At 68.0% G+C, this 20,160-nt stretch carries 18 protein-coding genes; 7 read left to right on the forward strand and 11 right to left on the reverse strand.

Going from position 1 to position 20,160, the window contains the following annotated elements:
* Positions 1 to 5: 5 nt before the first annotated feature.
* From A6M56_RS05845 to A6M56_RS05880, 8 genes are read right to left on the reverse strand one after another with little or no spacing between them, the layout of a single operon-like run.
* The gene (locus A6M56_RS05845) at positions 6 to 965 is read right to left on the reverse strand and encodes a carbohydrate kinase family protein (protein ID WP_102079014.1); all 960 of its coding nucleotides are present in this window, start codon (positions 963 to 965) and stop codon (positions 6 to 8) included.
* Entirely contained in the window at positions 962 to 2,461 is a 1,500-nt protein-coding gene (gene xylB / locus A6M56_RS05850; RefSeq protein ID WP_102079013.1) for a xylulokinase, read from the reverse strand. The genes A6M56_RS05845 and xylB overlap by 4 nt, the downstream gene beginning before the upstream one ends.
* A gap of 56 nt (positions 2,462 to 2,517) precedes the next feature.
* A complete protein-coding gene (gene dalD, locus A6M56_RS05855) occupies positions 2,518 to 3,918 on the reverse strand; it encodes a D-arabinitol 4-dehydrogenase (RefSeq protein ID WP_102079440.1) in 1,401 nt (466 codons plus the stop codon).
* A gap of 25 nt (positions 3,919 to 3,943) precedes the next feature.
* Complete coding sequence (locus A6M56_RS05860) at positions 3,944 to 5,044, reverse strand: ABC transporter ATP-binding protein (protein WP_062738910.1); 1,101 nt, start codon at positions 5,042 to 5,044, stop codon at positions 3,944 to 3,946.
* Between the two features lie 54 nt (positions 5,045 to 5,098).
* Positions 5,099 to 5,800: an HAD family hydrolase gene (locus A6M56_RS05865; protein ID WP_102079012.1), complete on the reverse strand. Its 702-nt coding sequence runs from the start codon at positions 5,798 to 5,800 to the stop codon at positions 5,099 to 5,101.
* Between the two features lie 2 nt (positions 5,801 to 5,802).
* Positions 5,803 to 6,624, reverse strand: a complete 822-nt coding sequence (locus A6M56_RS05870) for a carbohydrate ABC transporter permease (protein WP_062738911.1) — start codon at positions 6,622 to 6,624, stop codon at positions 5,803 to 5,805.
* Entirely contained in the window at positions 6,621 to 7,574 is a 954-nt protein-coding gene (locus A6M56_RS05875; protein WP_082076369.1) for a carbohydrate ABC transporter permease, read from the reverse strand. The genes A6M56_RS05870 and A6M56_RS05875 overlap by 4 nt, the downstream gene beginning before the upstream one ends.
* Before the next feature lie 28 nt (positions 7,575 to 7,602).
* Positions 7,603 to 8,961 (reverse strand): ABC transporter substrate-binding protein, encoded by a 1,359-nt coding sequence (locus A6M56_RS05880; RefSeq protein ID WP_102079011.1) that lies wholly within the window; start codon positions 8,959 to 8,961, stop codon positions 7,603 to 7,605.
* A 193-nt stretch (positions 8,962 to 9,154) separates the two neighbouring features.
* On the opposite strand from A6M56_RS05880, the gene A6M56_RS05885 reads away from it, so the two are divergent.
* Positions 9,155 to 10,105 (forward strand): sugar-binding transcriptional regulator, encoded by a 951-nt coding sequence (locus A6M56_RS05885; protein ID WP_045219758.1) that lies wholly within the window; start codon positions 9,155 to 9,157, stop codon positions 10,103 to 10,105.
* A gap of 21 nt (positions 10,106 to 10,126) precedes the next feature.
* On the opposite strand, the gene A6M56_RS05890 is transcribed toward A6M56_RS05885, so the two are convergent.
* Together A6M56_RS05890 and A6M56_RS05895 are read right to left on the reverse strand one after the other, a co-directional pair.
* The gene (locus tag A6M56_RS05890; protein WP_052698633.1) at positions 10,127 to 11,134 is read right to left on the reverse strand and encodes a TraB/GumN family protein; all 1,008 of its coding nucleotides are present in this window, start codon (positions 11,132 to 11,134) and stop codon (positions 10,127 to 10,129) included.
* An 83-nt stretch (positions 11,135 to 11,217) separates the two neighbouring features.
* Entirely contained in the window at positions 11,218 to 12,399 is a 1,182-nt protein-coding gene (locus A6M56_RS05895) for an ATP-binding protein (protein WP_045219760.1), read from the reverse strand.
* Positions 12,400 to 12,573: 174 nt separating this feature from the next.
* On the opposite strand from A6M56_RS05895, the gene A6M56_RS05900 reads away from it, so the two are divergent.
* The 4 genes from A6M56_RS05900 to A6M56_RS05915 all read left to right on the forward strand — a co-directional run bounded on the left by A6M56_RS05900 (position 12,574) and on the right by A6M56_RS05915 (position 17,134).
* Positions 12,574 to 12,978 (forward strand): DUF2946 family protein, encoded by a 405-nt coding sequence (locus A6M56_RS05900; protein WP_045219762.1) that lies wholly within the window; start codon positions 12,574 to 12,576, stop codon positions 12,976 to 12,978.
* 84 nt (positions 12,979 to 13,062) lie between these two features.
* Positions 13,063 to 15,378: a TonB-dependent receptor gene (locus A6M56_RS05905; RefSeq protein WP_102079010.1), complete on the forward strand. Its 2,316-nt coding sequence runs from the start codon at positions 13,063 to 13,065 to the stop codon at positions 15,376 to 15,378.
* A complete protein-coding gene (locus tag A6M56_RS05910; protein ID WP_502686883.1) occupies positions 15,366 to 16,631 on the forward strand; it encodes a sialidase family protein in 1,266 nt (421 codons plus the stop codon). Before A6M56_RS05905 ends, A6M56_RS05910 begins: the two co-directional genes overlap by 13 nt.
* Complete coding sequence (locus A6M56_RS05915; protein WP_102079008.1) at positions 16,628 to 17,134, forward strand: TlpA family protein disulfide reductase; 507 nt, start codon at positions 16,628 to 16,630, stop codon at positions 17,132 to 17,134. The genes A6M56_RS05910 and A6M56_RS05915 overlap by 4 nt, the downstream gene beginning before the upstream one ends.
* Before the next feature lie 571 nt (positions 17,135 to 17,705).
* Here the strand turns inward: A6M56_RS05915 and A6M56_RS05920 are convergent.
* Complete coding sequence (locus A6M56_RS05920; protein ID WP_102079006.1) at positions 17,706 to 18,464, reverse strand: sulfite exporter TauE/SafE family protein; 759 nt, start codon at positions 18,462 to 18,464, stop codon at positions 17,706 to 17,708.
* Positions 18,465 to 18,594: 130 nt separating this feature from the next.
* On the opposite strand from A6M56_RS05920, the gene A6M56_RS05925 reads away from it, so the two are divergent.
* Entirely contained in the window at positions 18,595 to 19,479 is an 885-nt protein-coding gene (locus A6M56_RS05925; protein WP_102079005.1) for a LysR substrate-binding domain-containing protein, read from the forward strand.
* 141 nt (positions 19,480 to 19,620) lie between these two features.
* Entirely contained in the window at positions 19,621 to 20,130 is a 510-nt protein-coding gene (locus A6M56_RS05930) for a hypothetical protein (protein ID WP_045220450.1), read from the forward strand.
* Positions 20,131 to 20,160: the final 30 nt, after the last annotated feature.

Consider the following 20,160-nt stretch of genomic DNA (forward strand, 5'->3'; position numbering starts at 1 on the left):
CGATATCAGACCGCCGATTGTGGCATGGCAGCATGCGCCTGCAGCAGGGCTTCCACCTCGGCTTGCGTGCCGGCATAGGCGCCTGCGCGCGAAGCCGTCAAGGCCGCCGCAGCCGCAGCCTGGCGCAGATGCGTCTGCACGGGCGCGTCGGGGCAGCGCAGCAGGCTGGCGAGCCAGCCGCCCATGGCGGCATCGCCGCATCCGACCGTGTCGACCACCGGCACGGTGAACGCCTCCTGGGCGATGCGGACATCGCCGTGGCCGCGTTGCACCCACACCATGCCCTTCGCGCCGAGCGTGAGCAGGATGTCGGCTTGCGGCGCAAGCGCACGCAGCACGCTGAGCGGATCGGCATGGCTGGGAAACAGCCGGTGCAAATCCTCGTCCGATACCTTGATGACCGACGCAATGGCTGCCATGCGCCGGAGCAGCGGTGCGTAGTGCGCAGCGGCCATCGTCACGCGCCAGTTGGGATCGAAGGTGATGCGCGTGCCTTGCGCGGCCAGCGTTTCGGCCAGTGCCACGAGGCGGCTGCCCAGCGGTTCGCGCGCCAGACTGATGCAGCCGAAATGCGCGACCTCCACGGCGGCCTGCCAGCCGGCCGGCAGGGCCTGCACATCGAAATGCAGGTCTGCGCTGTCGTCGCCCACGAAGAAGTAGTGCGGTGGCTGCGTGGAGGTGACCATCGCCAGCAGCGGAGCGCGGTCCACGCGCTGCAGGAAGCGCAGGTCGAGCCCGGCGGCTCGCGAATCGGAGAACAGCGCATCGCCGAATACGTCGTTGCTGATGGCGCCTGCGTAGCCGGTGGGCGCGCCCAGGCGTGCCGCCACCCGCGCGACGTTCCAGCATGCGCCGCCGGGCCGGGCAAGCCACTGGCCGTTGCCTTGATGCAGAAAGTCGGTCAGCGCCTCGCCAAAGACGACGAGGCGGGGCAGCGGTTGGGCGGGCGACGCGGGGGCGGTCATGCAGGCAAGGGCAGGGCAGCGGTTTGTGGAGCGGGCGCGGTGGCCGGCGGCGATGCGCGTCGATACAGTGCGCGGAATGCCGACAGCCGCTGCGCAAGGCGCGCATGGCGCGCGGCGTCGGGCCGATACGTGGCCAGCACGGGCGGCTTGGCGCAGACGGTGGCTTCAATGCCGCCATCGGCCATCCAGCCCAGGCGGGCGGCGCCGAGCGCCCCGCCTGCTTCGCTGCCCACGTGCGTTGTCAGTTCGGTACTGAGCGTGTCGGCCAGCAGTTGCGCCCAGAACGGGCTGCGCGAGCCACCGCCCACAAATGACAGCGATGCGACCTGCGTGCCGGCCGCGCGCAATGCATTCAGGCCGTCGGCCATGCCGAAGGCCACGCCTTCGATCACGGCGTAGCCGAGCGCGGCGCGGTCGCTGGCGTGCGTGAGGTTGTGGAAATGCCCCTGCGCGAGTGCATCGTTGTGCGGCGTGCGCTCGCCCGACAGGTAAGGCAGGAAGAACGGCGCGGATTCGCGCGCGGGTTCGGGCAGCGCGGCAATCTCTTCGAGCAGCGTGGCTTCGTGCACGCTGGTCAGCCGGCAGAACCAGCGCAGGCAGCTTGCGGCGGAAAGCATCACGCTCATCTGGTGCCAGCGTTCGGGCAGCGCGTGACAGAAGGCATGGACGGCCTGTGCGGGGTTGGGGTGGAAGCGGTCGTTGACCACGAAGATCACACCCGACGTGCCCAGCGACAGGAAGCCGTCGCCCGGCTGCGTCGCGCCGATGCCCACGGCGCTGGCCGCGCCGTCGCCACCGCCGCCGGCCACGATGACGTCAGGCGCCAGGCCCCACGCATCGGCCACCTCGGGCAGCAACGTGCCACTGGCGGCGCTGCCTTCCACGAGCCGCGGCATGTGCCGGCGCGACAGCCCCGTCGCGGCCAGCAGTTCGTCAGACCAGGTGCGCCGCGCCACGTCCAGCCACAGCGTGCCGCCGGCATCCGACGGGTCTGACGCGCGCTCGCCCGTCAGGCGCAGGCGCAGATAGTCCTTGGGCAACAGCACGCAGTCGATGGCGTCGAAGACCGCCGGCTCATGACGCGCGCTCCACAGCAGCTTGGGCGCAGTGAACCCGGGCATCGCCAGGTTGCCGGCAATGGCGTGCAGGCTGTGCACGCGGCGTGTCAGCTCGAGACATTCGGCGGTGCTGCGCGTGTCGTTCCACAGGATGGCCGGCCGCAAGACGCGGTTGCGCGCATCGAGCAGCACGGCACCGTGCATCTGGCCCGACAGCCCGATGGCGCGCGTGGCGGCAAACGCACGCGGCGCCACGCTGCGCAATTTGCCGATGGCCGCGCACGTGGCCTGCCACCAGTCGTCAGGCGATTGCTCTGCCCAGCCCACCTGCGGCCGCGACACGGTCAGCGCTTCGCCGGCCGTGCCGACGATGCTGCCCGCTGCGTCCAGCAGCAGCACTTTGACTTCGGAGGTGCCGAGATCGATGCCGAGGTACATGGGGCCGCCGGGTCCGGTTGTGTGAGGCGTCGATTGTCGCGCGTATCCGTTCGTCGTCAACCGGCGGTGGCAGCCTGCTCGATCCCGAGCCACGCGCGCACACGCCCCACCGCATCGCGGACGAGGCCTGTGAGCGGTGGCGTTCCAGCGAGGCTGCCCCACAGTGCGGCGTTCTGGCAGTACACGGCGACGGGGTCGGGCGCATCGAGCATGGCGCGGGCGGCGGCAGGGTCGAACTGGCCGTCCTGGTAGGCATACGGCAGCGCACCGGCGCCCCATCGCTCCAGAAACACGAAGAACAGCGCCGGCAGCATCGCCGTGGCGAGCGGCGCATGACCGCGCGCGAGCGACTCCACCAGCGTCGGCGTGATGAAGCCGGGAATCTTCGAGAAGCCGTCGGCCGCCACGCGCTGGTTCGTGTCACCGATGTGCGGATTGGCAAAGCGGTCGAGCACGGTGTCGCGGTAGGCAGCCAGGTCGACGGGGCTCGGTGTCAGGCAGGGGATGACGTCGTGCGTGACGTAGTCCCACGCCATGCGGCGGATGGACGGTACGGCCACGCTTTCGTCGATGGTGCGCAGGCCCAGCAGCGTGCCGGCCCACGCGATGCAGCTATGGCTGGCGTTGAGCACGCGGATCTTCGCCTCCTCATACGGCAGCACGGTGCTCACGAACTTCACCCCCACGCGTTCCAGCGCGGGCCGGCCAGCGCGGAAATCGTCCTCGACCACCCATTGCACGAAGGTCTCGGCCATGACGGGGCACCGGTCTTGCCAGCCGGTGTGCGCGGCCACGCGCTCGCGCAGGATATCGGTCGGGCGTGGGGTGATCCGGTCGACCATGGTATTGGGCGTGCTGGCGTGGGTGTCCAGCCATGCAACGAGATCGTCGTCGCCGTGCAGCGTGAGGAACTGGCGCAGGCCGTGCGCGACGCGCTCGCCGTTGTGGCGCAGGTTGTCGCAGTTGAGCAGGGTGACCGGTGCGCCGCCGCGGCGCATGCGCTGGCGCAGCACGCGTGCGAGCGCGCCGTACAGCGTGCAGGCGCCGCCGCGCAGGTCAGTCGCAATGTCGGGCTGCGTGGTGTCGAGCTGGTGCTGCTGGTCGAGGTAGTAGCCGCCTTCCGTGACTGTGAAGGAGATCACGCGTGTCTCGGGCGCGCCCCCGATTTCGCACACCGCAGCGAGGTCGGCATCCCAGGGCACGATGGTATCGATGGACGTGATGCGCTCGTACGCGCGACGGCCGGCGGTGTCCACCGTCTCCAGCGTGTAAGCGCCGTGCTGCGCGGCTAGGTCGTGCAGCAGCGTTGCGGCATCGTTGCGGATGTTGGCCAGGGCAAGACGCCATGAGGCATCCCCGGCCTCGCGCAGGCGATGCAGGTACCACGCCTGATGCGCGCGATGGAACGAGCCGGCCCCCAGGTGCAGCCAGGTGGAAGAAGCGTTGGAAGAAGGCATGAGCGTGGGCGTGGAGCGTTGCAGGTCAGGCGGCCAGTTGGGTTTGCAGGCGCGGCAGCGCGCGGCCCTCGGCATCGAACAGATGGCAGTGCGCGGCATCCGCAGCCACGCTGATGGCGCTGCCGTGCGCCAGCCTGGTCGACTCCGGCACGCGCAGCACGAGGCCGTCGGGCGCGGCCTCGCAGTCGGCATGCAGGTACGCCACATCGCCCAGGGATTCGATGTGCGTGACCGACGCCCGCATCGCGCCGGCCGCATCAAGATGCAGATGCTCCGGCCGAACGCCCAGCGTGACGGCATCGCCCGCGCGCAACGCGCCTGGCGACACCGCCACACGCTGCTGGCCGCCCGCAAGCGCCACGTCCACGCCCGACGCATCGGCACGCACGACGCTGCCGCGCAGGAAGTTCATCTTTGGCGAGCCGATGAAGCCCGCGACGAACTCGCTGGCTGGATGGTGATAGAGGGTCTGCGGCGAGCCGACCTGCTCGATACGGCCGTCGCGCAGCACGACGATCTTGTCGGCCAGCGTCATGGCTTCGACCTGGTCGTGCGTGACGTAGATCATGGTCGTCTTGAGCGCATCGTGCAGGCGCGCAAACTCCAGGCGCATCTTCACGCGCAGCGCGGCATCGAGGTTGGAGAGCGGCTCGTCGAACAGGAAGACCTTGGGCTCTCGCGTGATGGCCCGGCCGATGGCAACGCGCTGGCGCTGACCCCCGGAGAGCTGCCGTGGCTTGCGATCGAGCAGCGCGTCGATGTGCAGTACCTCGGCGGCGCGGCGCACGGCGGCGTCGATGGCCTCGCGCTTCATCCCCGAGAGCTTCAGACCGAAGGCCATGTTGTCGTACACGCTCATGTGCGGATACAGCGCGTACGACTGAAACACCATCGCAATGCCGCGCTTGGCCGGTACCACGTCGTTGACGCGCGTATCGCCGATCAGCAGGTCGCCGCCGTCGATGTCCTCCAGGCCGGCAATCGTGCGCAGCAGGGTGGACTTGCCGCAGCCCGAGGGCCCGACGAAGACGACGAATTCACCGTCGGCAATGTCGAGGTTGATGTTGTGCAGGACGGTGTTCTGTTCGTAGCGCTTTTGCAGATTGCGCAGAGTGAGGCTGGCCATGGGGCGTCTCCTTGGGCGTACTCGATCTTCGATCTTCGGTATGCGATATGTGGCTCAGGCGGGCGTGGCGAGTGTCGACGTCAGGGCGTCGGCCAGGGCGCGCATGTCGGTAAAGACGTAGCGTGCGCCCGCGGCCAGCAGGCGCTGCGTGGCAACGGCCGGCGCGTGTGCAACGCCGGCAAAGCCGAACACCGTCAGGCCGGCGGCGCGGGCGGCGCGCACCCCGGTGTCGCTGTCTTCGATGGCCAGGCAATGCACGGGTGCTGCACCGAGGCCTGCGCACGCCGCGATGTACACGTCCGGCGCCGGCTTGGGTTGGGGCATTTCGTAGGCGCTGTAGATGTGCTCGCCGAACACGTCGCGCAGGCCGGCGCGCACGAGGCTGGCTTCAATGCGGGGGCGGCTGCTGTTGCTTGCCACTGCCTTGGGCTGCGGCACGGTGGCGAGCAGCTTGGCGATGCCAGGCACCGGCTGCGATTGCGTGGCGCAGTCGTGCTCGACGTCTGCAAGGACGCTTGCCAGCTCAGCATCCGAGAGCCTCAGGCCGATGCTGCCTTGCAGCTCGTCGAGCAGTGCCACCGTGTTCATGCCCAGGCGCGGTTCGAGCATCTCCTCGAGCGCGGCCGGCGAGAGGTGCGGCACGTGCGGACCGAGCGTGCGGATCAGCGCGCGCAGCGCCACGGATTCGCTGTCGATCAGCACACCGTCGCAGTCGCAGATCAGGTAGGCGGGGGCGCGCACGTCGGTCTGCGTCATCGTCACTTCACGGCTCCGAACGTCAGGCCACGCACGAGTTGTCGCTGCGCCAGCCAGCCCAGCACGAGGATCGGCGCAATCGCCAGCACAGACGCGGCGGAGAGCTTGGCCCAGAACAGGCCTTCAGGGTTCGAGTACGACGCGATGAACACGGTGAGCGGCGCCGCGTCGATGCTGGTCAGGTTCAGGCTCCAGAAGGCTTCGTTCCACGACAGGATCAGCAAAAGCAGCGCGGTGGAGGCGAGCCCCGGCAGCATCGTCGGCAGCAGCACGTAGACGAGTTCCTGCCAGAGGTTGGCGCCGTCCATGCGCGCGGCCTCGAGAATCTCGCGCGGCACGTCGTTGCAGTAGGTGAAGACCATCCAGACGGCAATCGGCAGGTTGGCGAGCGTGTAGACAATGACGAGCGCCGTGATGGAATCTAGCAGCCCCGCCGTCTTTGCCAGCAGGTACACCGGCAGCAGTACGCCCACGGCCGGCATCATCTTGGTGGAGAGCATCCACAGCAGCACCTGCTGCGTGCGCCTGTTCGGGAAGAACGCCATCGCATAGCCCGCCGGGATGGCAATCGCCAGGGCCAGCAGCGTGGAGATGGCCGATACCGCCAGCGAGTTGCCGAGGAAGCTCGGGTAGTGCGCGCGCTCCAGCACCTCGCGGAAGCTGTCGAGCGTGGGCGTGAACAACAGCGTGGGCGTATAGGCGTCCTGCTCGGTCTTGAAGGCCGTCAGCGCTGCCCAGGCGATAGGGAAGAACAGCGCCAGGGCGATCGTCCAAGCCAGTACGCCAGCCAGCCGGGTGCGCCAGGTGGAAGTCAGCGTGCTCATTGCTCGTGCACTCCTTTCAGGTTGCGGGCCAGCATGCGCACGAGGAAGAACGCCACGACGTTTGCCAGCACCACGGCCACGATGCCGCCGGCCGACGCGATGCCGATGTCGAACTGCTGCAGGCCGAGGCTGTAGACGAAGTACGCAAGGTTGGTGGTGGCGGTGCCGGGGCCGCCTGCTGTGGTGGTGTGGATCTCGGCAAAGATGGAGAGCAGGAAGATGGTCTCGATCATCACGACCACGGCAATCGCACGCTTGAGGTGCGGCAGCACGATGTGCCAGAAGATGCGCACGGGGCTCGCGCCGTCGAGCTGCGCGGCTTCCTTCTGCTCTGGATCGAGCGATTGCAGCGCCGTCAGCAGGATCAGGAACGCAAACGGCGTCCACTGCCACGCCACGATGATGATGATCGAGAGCATCGGATGCGTCGCCAGCCAGTCCACCGGCTCGGCGCCGAACAGCCGCGCCACCCAGGCGGCCAGGCCGTACACCGGGTGCAGCATCATGTTCTTCCAGATGAGCGCCGCCACGGTCGGCATGACGAAGAACGGGCTGATGACGAGAATGCGGGCCACACCGCGCCCCGCAAACGGCTGATCGAACAGCACCGCCAGCAACGTGCCCGCCACCACACTGATGACCAGCACCGACCCGATCAGCACCAGCGTGTTGGCGATGGCGGGCCAGAAGGCGGGGTCTTCGACCAGGAAGCGGTAGTTGTCGAGCCCTGCCAGGCCGGTCTGGTCGGGGTTGAGCAGGTTGTAGCGGCTGACGGAGAAATACAGCGTCATCGCCAGCGGCACGATCATCCACAGCAGCAGCACCAGCACCGATGGCGAGACCAGCAGCGTCGGCAGCCAGCGCCGCGTGCGCTGCGGCTGTGCCGGCGCCGACACCGGTGACGGCGTGCCGCCGACGCCGTTCACGTGCGATTCCAATGCGTGTTCCATGAGACCTCCGGGCGCAGCCGCCGCTGCATTACTTCAGATAGCCGCCTTGGCGCATGGCGCGCTGCGCCTGCGATTGCGACGTCCGCAGCGCATCCTCCACGGTCGTCTTGCCGGCGAGCGCGCCCGCAATCGCCTGCCCCACCACCGTGCCCAGCGACTGGAACTCCGGAATGGTCACGAACTGCACGCCGGTGTACGGAACCTTCTGCGCGGATGGATCGTTCGGGTTGGCCGTCTCGATGGCGTGGCGCACGAAGCCTGAGAACGGCGCGGCCTTCTGGTAAGCCGGGTCGTCATACGTCGATGCGCGCGTGCCGGGCGGCACCTCGCCCCAGCCCTGTGCCTTGGCGACCGCGCGGATGTAGTCCTTCGAAGTCGCCCACGCCGCGAACGTCTTGGCGGCTTCGGGTGATTTCGACGACTTGGGCACCGCCAGCGCCCAGATCCACAGCCAGTGCGAGCCCTTCGGCGTGCTGGCGATCGGCGCGTTGGCAAAGCCCACCTTGTCGGCCACCTTGGAATCCTTCGCGCTGCTGACCATGCCGGCCGCGACGGTGGCGTCGATCCACATGCCGCACTTGCCGCCCGAGAACAGCACGAGGTTTTCGTTGAAGCCGTTGCTGCTGGCGCCGGGCGGGCCGTATTTCTTCAGCAGGTCGACATAGGTGTTGACCGCCTGCTTCCACTGCGGCGTGTCGATGGTCGGCTGCCACTTCTCGTCGAACCAGCGGCCGCCGAACGTATTGACCATGGTGGACACGAGGGCGATGTTCTCGCCCCAGCCCGCGCGCCCGCGCAGGCAGATGCCGTAGACGCCCCTGGCCGGGTCATGCAGCTTGGCGGCAAATCTGGCGATGTCGTCATACGTCGGCTGCTCGGGCATCTTCAGGCCGGCGGCGTTGAAGAGGTCACGCCGGTAGTACGTCATCGAACTTTCGGCATAGAACGGCACGGCGTACAGCTTGCCGTCTTGCGACAGGCCCTCGCGCACGGTGGGCAGCAGGTCGGCCGTGTCGTAGCCGGCGGGCATGTCCAGCGGGACGAGCCAGCCCTTCTTTGCCCACAGCGGCGCTTCGTAGCCGCCGATCGTCATCAGATCGAACTGGCCGCTGCCCGTCGCGATGTCGGTGGTCACGCGCTGGCGCAGCACGCCTTCTTCGAGCGTGACCCAGCGCAGCTTGATGTCGGGGTGGGCCTGCTCGAACTGGCTGGAGAGCTTTTGCAGCACGATCATGTCGGGGTTGTTGATCGTGGCGATCGTCAGCGTGGTGGGCGCGGCGTGCACCGCGGCTGCACAGAACGTGTGGAACGCGGGGAGGGCCGCGAAGACAGCCAGCCTGAAGACATGAGATGGGCGGGCAATCCCGCGCAAGAACGTGCGGAACATGCAGTCGTCTCCTTTTTGGAATGTGGCGATGCGGCCGCATCGCCTGGACAAAAGGTCTGAATTGAGCAATTGTCCTTGTTGTGAGCAAATAATCGGATGCGGTATCGCGCTTGTCAAGCAAATGCTCGTTCGTGGAGCAAAAGCGCGATACAGTGCACCGTATCGCCAAGGTTCTAGCCAGAGGAGACGCTGCGTGTCCAAGCAGCAAGAGAAACGAGATCAGGCCGCTCGCGCGGCGTGGCTGTACTACGTGGGCAACCACACGCAGCAGGACATCGCCGAGCAACTCGGGGTGTCGCGCCAGATCGCCCAGCGGTTGATCGCCTACGCGGTGGAGCATGGGCTGGTGAAGGTCCGCGTGACGCACCCTGTGTCAGCGTGCCTGGAACTGGCGGAAAGCCTGCGCAGCCGCTTCCGGCTGGAGGCCTGCCACGTGGTGCCGACCGCCGCCGACAGCGCGGAAGCGGTACAGCGCATGATTGCCGTGGCGGCTGCCGAGACCATGGAGCGCCACCTGCTGGCCGAGGCGCCGCGCGTGGTCAGCGTCGGCTCGGGACGCACGTTGCGCGCCGCCATCGATCAGCTGCCGGATCTCGACCGCCCGCAGCACCGCATCGTCTCGATGGTGGGGGCGATTGCCGCGGACGGCTCGTCCAATCGTTACGACGTCGCGCTGGCTGCCGCTGAGAAAACCCGCAGCCGCTACTACCTGCTGCCCGCGCCGCTGGTGGCCGACAGTGCGGAAGACACGCGCCAGTGGTGCCAGCACCGCCTCTACGGCGTGGTCGCAGACCTGGCCGCGCAGGCGGATGTCACCTTCATCGGCGTCGGCACGATCGGGCCGGGGTGCGCATTGCAGGTCGACGGCTTCATCACTGCGCAAGACGTCGACGACCTGCTCGCGCACGGTGCCGCTGGCGAACTGATCGGCCGGCCGATCGATGCGCAAGGGCGCCTGCTCGACCTGCCGCTGCAAACGCGCATCACGAGCTTGCCGCTGCAGCCGATGCCCGCGCACCCGGTGATCGCCATGGCGGGGGGCGTTGCCAAGGCGGGCGCGATTGCGGCCGCCCTGCGCGGCGGGTGGCTGACTGGCCTGGTGACCGACGAAGCTTGCGCGCAGCGGATTCTTGAACTGGATTGAACCCGTACCCGCGCAGACCTTTCAGCGCGTTGGCGGCGGCAGCACGGGCGTGACCGTAAACCCGCGTGCCGCCAGCAGTGCCGGAATGCCCTTGGGGCCGATCATGTGCAGGGCCCCGACGGCGCCGAACACCCGCTGGCCGCTGGCGTGCACCTTGGCGATGTTCTCGGCCATGGCGCGGTTTCGGTTCGTGACCAGGCGCTGGAACGCGCGCTTGTCGGAGCGCGTTTTCAGGCAGTCGCACCACTGCGGATAGCGCTCGAGCGTACCGATGTCGCTGTCGGCCCATGCGTTGGCGAGCGTCAACGTCTGCGTGCGCGCCTCGCCCGATTCAATCGCGTCGAGCACCGTATCGAACTGCTGTGCGAGCTCGTTTTTCGGCACGATTTCGTTGAGCACGCGCACCTGCTGGGCGAGGGTTTCGAGTGGCACGACGGGCAGGCGCCGGCTTTTTGCGTAGGTGGTCAGGAAGAGGTCGATGCCGAAATCCGGATACAGGCCATCGGTTCGGACGCCCAGCACCGCCAGCGATGCCAGCTGCATGGTCGGCTGGAACTTGCGGATCTGCGTGAGGGCCGTGTCGGGCAGGCATGCGGCGGCGAGCAGCTTGTTGAAGCGTTCGCCGCGGCGCCCCGCAAGGAGTTGCCGGTCTTCGCTGGTATTGCGCGCGGCGGGCGCCTTGCCGGCGGTGTCCTTGTCGAGCAGGTCGAGTTCCAGCGCGACGGCGTCCACCTGCTGGAGCGCCTCCCGGATGGCGGGGCCGGGCAGCATCCAGTCTGCGCGCGCGACGTGGATGGTGCCGTAGAGCCACGATGTGTGGCCGTTCCTTTCAATGCGCCAGAGCAGTCCGTGGTCGGTGGCGCGCTGGGCGGCGGCGGCCCAGCCGTCCTTGGGGATGAAGCTCGAGGCGGGCGGCGGGCAGTGTGCGGCGGCGGATGCCGGTGCATCCTGCGCGGCTGCGCTGCCGATGCCCGTCAGCAGGCAGAACGCGGCCGCGAGCGCGCGCCATGTGGTGCGGTTGCGTGGCATGTGGCGGCTCCCCGAAATGTTGTTGTGGTGGTCGTTGCAGTGTAGCGGGCGGGGGCGATCGTTCAATCGTCGCGACGGTCGACCTACTCGCTCAAGCGCGGCGGCACGGCGTGTGCGGCGCGTGTCTCGCGAAACCACAGCGCCAGGCTTTCGTCTTCGAGCGCATAGGCGCCGCGCGATTCCTTCCAGATGAGGTTCTTGTCGCGCAACGCATCGAGCGCGGCCTGCACCGTCGCGGTCGAGAACTCGCTGTGGCCCAGCTTTGCGGCATACGCCTTCATCGATTCTTCGGAGAACGGCGAATAGCCCGGCCCGCGCTCGATCAGCACGGCCAGCACGGCGCGCTGGATCTCGGTCAGCGCAGCGTAATCGCTTTCGATCTCGCCCCAGATGCGGTCCCGGATGCCCTGGGCGCCGCGCTTGAGCAGCTCGCCCAGGTTGGCCGCCTCGCCGAGCTCGAGCGCAATTTCGCTGACGATGCCCTTGAGCATCTCGGGCCGGTGTCCGACCAGCTGGAAGGCGGCGAACATGTCGTCTTCCTTGAACTGGTTGTTGGGCGCGAGGTGCTGGTTGACCCACGCGGTGTACGCCGACACATACGGCCGCCCCAGCAGCGGGAAATTCGTCACGCGCGAGCCGAAGAACGGCTGCGTGCGGTTGAGCAGCAGGTTGGCCAGCTTGTCACGGTTCGACCCCGTAAAGACGAGGAACAGGCGCGGCTCCGCCACCCCCTGGTTCATCTGGTCGCGCGCGGCCTTGAGCGCGAACATGGCATTGGTGCCCGCCTCGGTGGACAGCGCGTGCTGCGCCTCGTCGATGATCAGCACGATGGGCCGGCGCGCTGCCTTGTACAGCACATCGAGCGCATCGGCCAGCGTGATTCCCGGCGGCAGGCCGATCTTGCCGAGGTTGAACGTAAAGGTGCGCAGCACGTCCACCTTTTCCATGCCGGCCTGCTTGGCGAGCTTGGCGATGGGCCCGTCGAACTCGGCCAGCTTCGATTTGATGGCGTCGGCAATGAGCAGGCCCGGGTCGCGGGCGCGGTCGGCCCACAAATCGACGTAGATGGCGATCCACTTGCGGCGCTCGACCTCGGGCACCAGGTCTTCGCGCAGGAACGTGCTTTTGCCGGTGCGCCGGGGCGCAGCCAGGAACAGGCCGGAGCGCGCGTCGGCCAGGCCCTTGCCTTCCAGGCTGTCGCACAGCGTGTTGGCAAGGTCCTGGCGGTGGAAGTTGAAGCGGCCGGTGTCGGTGTCTGAATCCATCGGGTGCCCCGTTTTAGACCTGATTATGTAAGTCGGTATAAATTATAGTCAATCCAATAATTAAGGCTAATTCAGTCGGCTTGCCGGGAAAACACGCGTTGCGCGGCAGGACGTCGCAGGACAAACGTGAATTGTTGTGCAGCGCTATACTCGCCGGATTCCCTCGCCATCCCCATGCTCCATCGCCGCTGGCTCTTCCTCGTCTGGCTTGCGACCGTACTGAACGTACTGTCGCCGGTGCTCGCGTCTGCCCGCGCGGCGCAGACCGGCACGCTCGCCGTCGAGCTTTGCAGCGCCACGGCTGCGCATGGCAGCACGGTCGAGATTGCCGTCGACCTGCCAGGCGATGGCGCCCGCGCCGACGACGCTGCCGCGCACCACGGCGTGGCACATTGCCTGTATTGCCCGGGCTTTGCCGCCGGGTTTGCGCTGGCGGCCGCGCCGGCGCTGGATGTTCCTACCGCGCATTTCGTCTATCGCGTGCGGCAGCCGGCCAGCCCTGCACCCGTGTACGCGCGCAGTGCGCTGCGCGTAGCCGATTCGCGCGCGCCTCCGCTGTCTTCGCCGTTGTCGAACTGACGCGCCCGCGGGAGTGAGTCTCGCGGCGCCTGTGCGCCTGGCCCACGCATGGCCGGCGCCATCGCAACCCCGGAGACCACCCCGATGTCATCCCACAAGCGCATTGCCGCCGCGCGGCCCCGGCGCACGCTGGCGTGCCGTGCAGCGCTGGCCCTGAGCGCAGCGGCGCCGCTGTCCGCCTTTGCCGCGGACGAGGCGACGCCCGCGCCCGCGACGCAGGAACTCGCGCCCACCGTCGTGCGCGCCAGCACCGCCCGCGCGCCCTTTGCCCCCAGCACGCCGGCCGTCGTGCAGAGCGTCACGGCCGATCAACTGGCCGACCGCAACGTCGTCACCACCGAAGACGCCGTCAAATACCAGCCCAACGTGATGGTGCGCCGCCGCTTCATTGGCGACCGCAACTCCATCTTCGCGGGGCGCGATTTCAACGAGTTGCAGAGTGCGCGCGGCCTGCTGTACGCCGACGGCATCCTGCTCTCGAACCTGCTGGGCTCGAGCTACAGCTATCCGCCGCGCTGGTCGATGATCGGGCCGGACGACCTGGCGCGGGTCGACATCCTGTACGGGCCGTTCTCGGCGCTGCTGCCCGGCAATTCGATGGGCACGACCATCGCGCTGACGCTGCGCCGCCCCGAGACCTTCGAGGCCGCCGCCCAGACGCAGGTGATGAGCCAGCACTACAACGATGCGTACGGCTTCTCGCGCACCGTCACCGGCAACCACGAGAGCGCGTCGCTGGGCGACCGCATCGGCAGGTTCTGGTATGCGGTGTCGGTGGACCGGCTCGAGAACGACAGCCAGCCGATGCAGTACGCCACGCCCAATTCCGCGTTCAATGCGTCGGCGGGCGTGCCGGTGCCTGTCACGGGCGCCATGACGGACCGCGGCCCCAACGGCCAGCCGCGTGTGATTCTCGGCCCGCAGATGCTCGAGCGCACACAGCAACTGCAGGAAACGGTGCGCCTCGGCTATGTCTTCAGCGACAGCCTCGAAGCGTCGTTCATGCTCGGCCACTGGGAGAACCACTTCAGCGACCAGGCCGTCAGCTTCCTTCGCGATGCCGCCGGCAATCCGGTCACCGGCGGCAATGTGCTGATCAACGGCACGCGCTACACCATTGCGCAGAACGCCTTCGCCCCGCAGAACGGCGACCAGGAAAACTGGCTCTACGGGCTGGGTGTGAAGGGCAGGCTCGGCGGCTGGAAGATCGACACCAATGCGTCGGCCTACAACGTCACGCGCGACATCCTGCGGGCGTCCAACACGGCGGCGGGCGGCGGGCCCGGCACGGTGTTCTACGGCGACGGCACGGGCTGGTCCAACCTCGACGTCAAGGCCACGTCGCCCATGGTGGCGGGCCATACGTTCACGACCGGCTACCACTACGACCAGTACCACCTGCGCAACCAGACCTTCAATGCGACGAACTGGTCGGCTGAAACGGTGTCCACGCTGAAATCCGGCTACCAGGGCGATACCCAGACGCAGGCCGTCTTCCTGCAGGACGCCTGGGCCTTTGCGCCGCGCTGGCTCGCCACGCTGGGCCTGCGCTACGAGAACTGGCGCGCCTACAACGGCCAGCTCGGCAACGGCAGCACCACGCTGGGCTATGCCAGCCGCACCGAAGACGCGTTCTCGCCCAAGGCGGCCCTCCAATGGCAGGCCACGCAAGACACGCTGCTGCGGCTCTCATACGGCCGGGCGGTGCGTTTCCCGACGGTCGCCGAGCTGTTCCAGGGCACCATCAGCGGCAACACCATCGTCAACAACGACCCGAACCTCAAGCCCGAACGCGCGAACGACTTCGACTTCACCGTCGAGCAGGCCGTGCCGTACGGCATGCTGCGCACGAGCCTCTTCCAGAGCGACGTGCGCGACAGCATCTATACGCAGACCAACATCCTCGTCACGCCGAATGTGACGAATGTGCAGAACGTCGACCGCGTGCGCACGCGCGGCATCGAGCTTGCGTATTCCGGGCAGAACGTGCTGCAAGACCTTGGTGTGCGCGGCGTCGATGTGGAAGCCAATGTCGCGTTCACGCAATCGAAGACGCTGGCCGACGCAGCCAACCCCACGTATGTCGACAAGACGTGGCCGCGCATGCCGCGTGTGCGCGCCAACCTGTTTGCCAGCTGGCATGCGACGCCCGACTGGACACTGGGCGCGGGCGTGCGCTATTCCGGCCGGCAGTACGGCACGCTCGACAACACCGATGTGCTGCCGAATGTCTACGGCGGCACCAGCAGTTTCTTCACCGTCGACCTCAAAGCCAGCTACCGTATCGACAGGCATTTCACGCTGGCGCTGGGCGTCGACAACCTGACCGATCGGCGGTACTTCGTGTACCACCCGTATCCGTCGCGCACGTTCTATGGACAACTGAAATGGCGTCTGTAATGCACTCGATCCCGCGCTGGGCGGCCGGCCTCTTCCTGGCCCTGGCCGCGATGGCGGCCGGCGCGCACGAAGGCCACGACCACGGTGCGATGGCCGGCAAGGCGGCCGCCAAGCCGCAACTCGCGACCACGGCCGCGTTTGACAAGGCCGGTCGCCTTTGGGTGGCGTGGGCGGAAGGGCAGCATGTCGTGGTGGCCTCGTCCGATGACCTCGGCAGGACGCTTTCCAGGCCGCAGCGCGTGAACCCGCAACCCGAGCCGATCTATACCGACGGCGAGAACCGCCCGAAGGTCATCGCGAGCCCGGACGGCGCGCTGTATGTGAGCTGGTCGCGGCCGCTCGATGCGCCGTACACGGGTTTCGTGCGCTTCTCGCGCTCGCTGGACGGCGGCAGGACATGGAGCGTGCCGGTCACGGTGCACCATGATCGCCAGCCCATCACGCATCGCTTCGACTCGATGGCGGTGGACAGCGCGGGCCGCATCTTCGTCACGTGGATCGACAAGCGCGACCTGCTGCGTGCGCAGGCCGCCCGGCAGCCGTATGACGGGGCGGCGGTCTACTACACGGTCTCGACCGACCGCGGCGCCACGTTCGCGCCCGAACGCAAGGTCATCGACCAGACCTGCGAGTGCTGCCGCATCGCGCTGGTGCCGGACGCCGACGGGCACATGCTGGCGCTGTGGCGCAACGTGTTTGCCGGGCAGGTCCGCGACCATGCGCTGACGACATTGCCAATCGGTAACACGCCGCCGGTCATCACGCGCGCGACGTTCTCGGACTGGCGTGTGGATGCGTGCCCGCACCACGGCCCCGCGCTGGCCGTCACGCCCGACGGTGTGCGGCACATGGCGTGGTTTTCCGTGGTGAACGGCAAGCCGGGTTTGTTCTACAGCCGTCTTGCCGCTGACGGCAAACCGATCGGCGGCGCGTGGCCATTTGCCGGTTCGGCACAGGCGGGTGCGCAGGCATCGCATCCGGCGCTGCTGGCCGCAGACGGCGCGCTGTGGCTCGCGTGGAAGCAATTTGCCGGCGACCGCATGCAGATCGTGCTGCGCAAGTCCACCGACGGCGGCGCGCATTGGACGATGCCCGTAAACGTGGCCGACGCCGCTGGCGGAAGCGACCACCCGCAACTGCTCGCGGGCAACGGGCACGTCTACCTGTCGTGGCGCACGCAGGTCGAGGGCTACCGGCTGATCGACGTGGCGGGCGTGGTTCCGGCCACCGCAACCCAGGAGGCATCGCAATGACCGTACGGTACCGATCGTTGGCGTTGGGAATGGCGCTGTGGGCCGCAGCCGTTGCGGTGCAGGCCGCCGAAGCGCTGCAGTTCCGGCCGTTGCATGCACGCGATGTGCCGGCCTTGTTGCAGACGCCGCAAGCGCGGCCGCGCATCGTCGAGATATGGTCGCTCGACTGCAGCTACTGCCGCGAGAACATCGCCCGCATCGCCCAGTGGCGGCGCGCTGCCGGGCGCAACGTCGATGTGGTGATGGTCGCCATGGACGGCCCCGAACAGGCCGAGATGCTGAACCGCGCGCTCGCGCCCCTGGCCCGCGACAGCAAGATCGGCCTTGCCCATGTGCCGCAGTACGCGAACGCGGAAGACATACCGGAGCGCCTGCGTGCCGCACTCGACCCCGGCTGGCAGGGCGAGATGCCGCGCACGATCATCCTGCGTCCCGACGGCAAGCGTCATGCATCGAGCGGCTTGCTCACGCCGCAGGCCTTGGATGCCGCGCTCAGGGATTGACCAGGAAATGGCGCAGACCCCCCTCGTTGTTGGGGTATGGCGGGGTGGGCGCCCTTTTTATAATGGCGACGCTTTGTGAATTCCGGCGCATTGCTCGTTCACAAAGCACACCCGACCATCTTTCGTCGTCAAAGGCTGAAGATGTTAAGCCCGCCCGCCCCCCGGCCCGCGGGCTTTTTCTTTGCCTCGCGTGTGCGCATGGAACGGTCCGCGCGTTGGGTATGTGAACACATCCTCATCTGCGCCGTGGCGCCAGCGACGCCGCGCGTTCAACGCGCTGGGGTCCGCGATGAAGCCGAGGATGGCGCCGATGTCGGGCCGGCTCCCTCGGACGCCGCGCCCAGGCCAAGCGCGGTTGCAGCGAGCAGGACCGCCACACCGCGTGCGAGGTAAAACACCGTCTGTGCGCCGACGCTGTCGGGCTTGCGCGGCGCTGGCTCGCCCGCGTGCCCATGCCAGGCACCCCGCGCGGCGTAGCGGGACGCATGCAAGGGGGCCACATCTCGGCAGGCGCGTGGCGCGGTTGTGCGGTGATTCGGATGCCGTGGCGCGTGCGGCATGGCAGTGCTCCTCAAGCGTGCGACCAGGCGCGCCAGAACAGCAGCGCCGTCATCGAAAAGCCGAAGGTCGAAATCAGTGCCCGAACCACGGGTGCCGGCAAACGCTTGCCCACGTGCGCGCCGAGGTAGCCACCGAGCGCGGCGGCCACCAGCATGATGAGCGTCTGCGGCCACCACACCATCCTGGCCAGCGCAAAGCACAGCACGGCGACGAGGTTGGTCGCCCCCACCAGCAACGTACGCGAGGCGTTCAATGCTCTGATGTCGTCGTGGCCGAACAGTGCCCACACCGCCATCATCATGATGCCGACCGCGCCGCCAAAGTAGCCGCCGTAGATGGCCAGGCCGCCTTGTGCGACCAGCAGCGTCGTGCGGCCGATGTGTACGCGCCGGCGCAGCCACGCACCCGCCTGCCTGCCGAAGGTAAACGCGAGCGACCCCACCAGCAGCAGCCACGGCACGATGAAGTCGAACGCGCGCGACGAGGTGTTCATCAGCAACAGCGCGCCGAGCAGGCCGCCCGCCAGGCTGACCGCCACCATGGCCCGCATCGGCACGTGCTGGAAGCCACGGTAGTCGGAGCGATAGGCCCATGCCGATGTCGCCGCGCCGGGCAGCAGCGCCACCGTGCTCGACGCATTGGCGAAGACCGACGGCACACCTGCAAACATCAGCGCCGGCAGGGTGACGAACGAGCCGCCGCCGGCCAGCGCATTCATCATGCCGGCAAGCAGGCCGGCGCCAAAGAGCAGCAGCGGGGCAGATTCCATGGGGCGCAGGGTCTCGTTGTCGTTCTGGAGGATGGCTCAGTTTCTGCCACTGGCAGCCACGAGACAATCTGCGATACATTGACCGAGCCTCAGGCTGGCACTGAGGCTGATGCCTCTCCTGAGACTTGCCGTGCGCTTCGACCTGACCGATCTGCGACTCTTCCTGTACACCGCCGAGGCCGGCAGCATCACCGCCGGCGCCGCGCGCGCGCATCTCACGCTGGCCTCGGCCAGTGCGCGCATCCGCGGCATGGAAGACGCGCTCGGCGTGCCGCTGCTCACGCGCAACCGCCGCGGCGTCGAGACCACGGCGGCCGGCCGCACGCTCATGCACCACGCCCGCGTCGTGCTGCAGCAGATGGACCGCATGCGCGGCGAGCTCGGCGAGTATGCGCGTGGCCTGAAGGGCTACGTGCGGCTGCTGTCCAACACCGCCGCCATGACGGAGTTCCTGCCCGAGGCGCTCAGCGCGTTCCTGGCGGCGCACCCGGAGGTCGACATCGACCTGGAGGAGCTCGTGAGCCACGAGATCGTCGAGGCGATCGCGCAGGGGCGGGCCGATGTCGGGATCGTCAATGACGCGGTGGACCTGTCCGGGCTGGAAACCTTTCCGTTTCGGCATGACAGGCTGGTGCTCGTCACCGCGCGCAACCACCCGCTCGCCAAGCGCCGCGAGCTGGCCTTCGTTGAAACCTTGCAGGAGGATTTCGTCGGCCTGACCGGCGACAACGCCTTGCAGGCCTACCTGGCCGGCCACGCAGCGCGCGCAGGCTTCCAGCTCAAGTACCGCGTACGCTTGCGCAGCTTCGATGCCGTCTGCCGCATGGTGGAGCGCAATGTGGGCGTGGGCGTCATCCCCGAGCATGCGGCCATCCGGTTGCAGCGCTCGATGGGCATCCGGCGCGTGCGGCTGACCGATGCCTGGGCGACGCGCCTGCTGCGCATCTGCGTGCGCCGCTTCGACGACCTGCCCGCATTCGCGCGCCAGCTGATCGGGCATTTGCGCGAGGCGTGACACCGGTGCGCGTCCGCCATTCGGTGGAAGCGCGCGGCGGGCGCTCGCACACGTTCCGGGCCATCGGTACACTGCACGCAGTAGCGGCCCACGGCCATGCGATGCGGCGCCGCACCAACCTGCCTGCTGATGGAGTACACGATGGCGTCTGCCGGTGTTCCCCCGATTGGCCTGCTGCATGCGGCACGCGCGCTGCGCATCTATCGCCGCCACGAAATCAACGCGCTGGCGTGGATCGCCTGCGGTGTCTGCCTGCGCAGCCCGGCGTTCCTTGCTTCCGTCAGCATCGCGCTGCTCATGGTATGCGCGTGGTCGCTCACGCGGCATATCCAATATCTCAAACCGCTGTATGAACTGCCGGTGTTCAGCCGCGCGCTGTCGCATGGCGGCATGGCGTTTGCGGCGCTCAATGCGGCGGCGCTGGCCGCAGAGCTGGCGACAGGGGCGGGCCGCGGCGGCTGGTTCGAGGCCAGCGGCTGGCTCGGGCCCGCGTGGCCGCACATCCTGCCCGACATTGCCAGCACGATCGAGCTGATGCTCGTATGCGCACAATGGACGGCCGTACTCGGTGCCGTGGCCGCGGCAGCGGCATGGGCGTGGCTGAGCCTGGGCGGCGGGCGGACGCTGCGTTTTCCGCCACGCCCGCGATGACGCGGCGGCTCGGGTGAGTCCGGGCTGGTC

Origin of the sequence: Ralstonia sp. RL (genome assembly GCF_001683835.1) — a bacterium.
Classification (GTDB): Bacteria; Pseudomonadota; Gammaproteobacteria; order Burkholderiales; family Burkholderiaceae; genus Ralstonia; species Ralstonia mannitolilytica.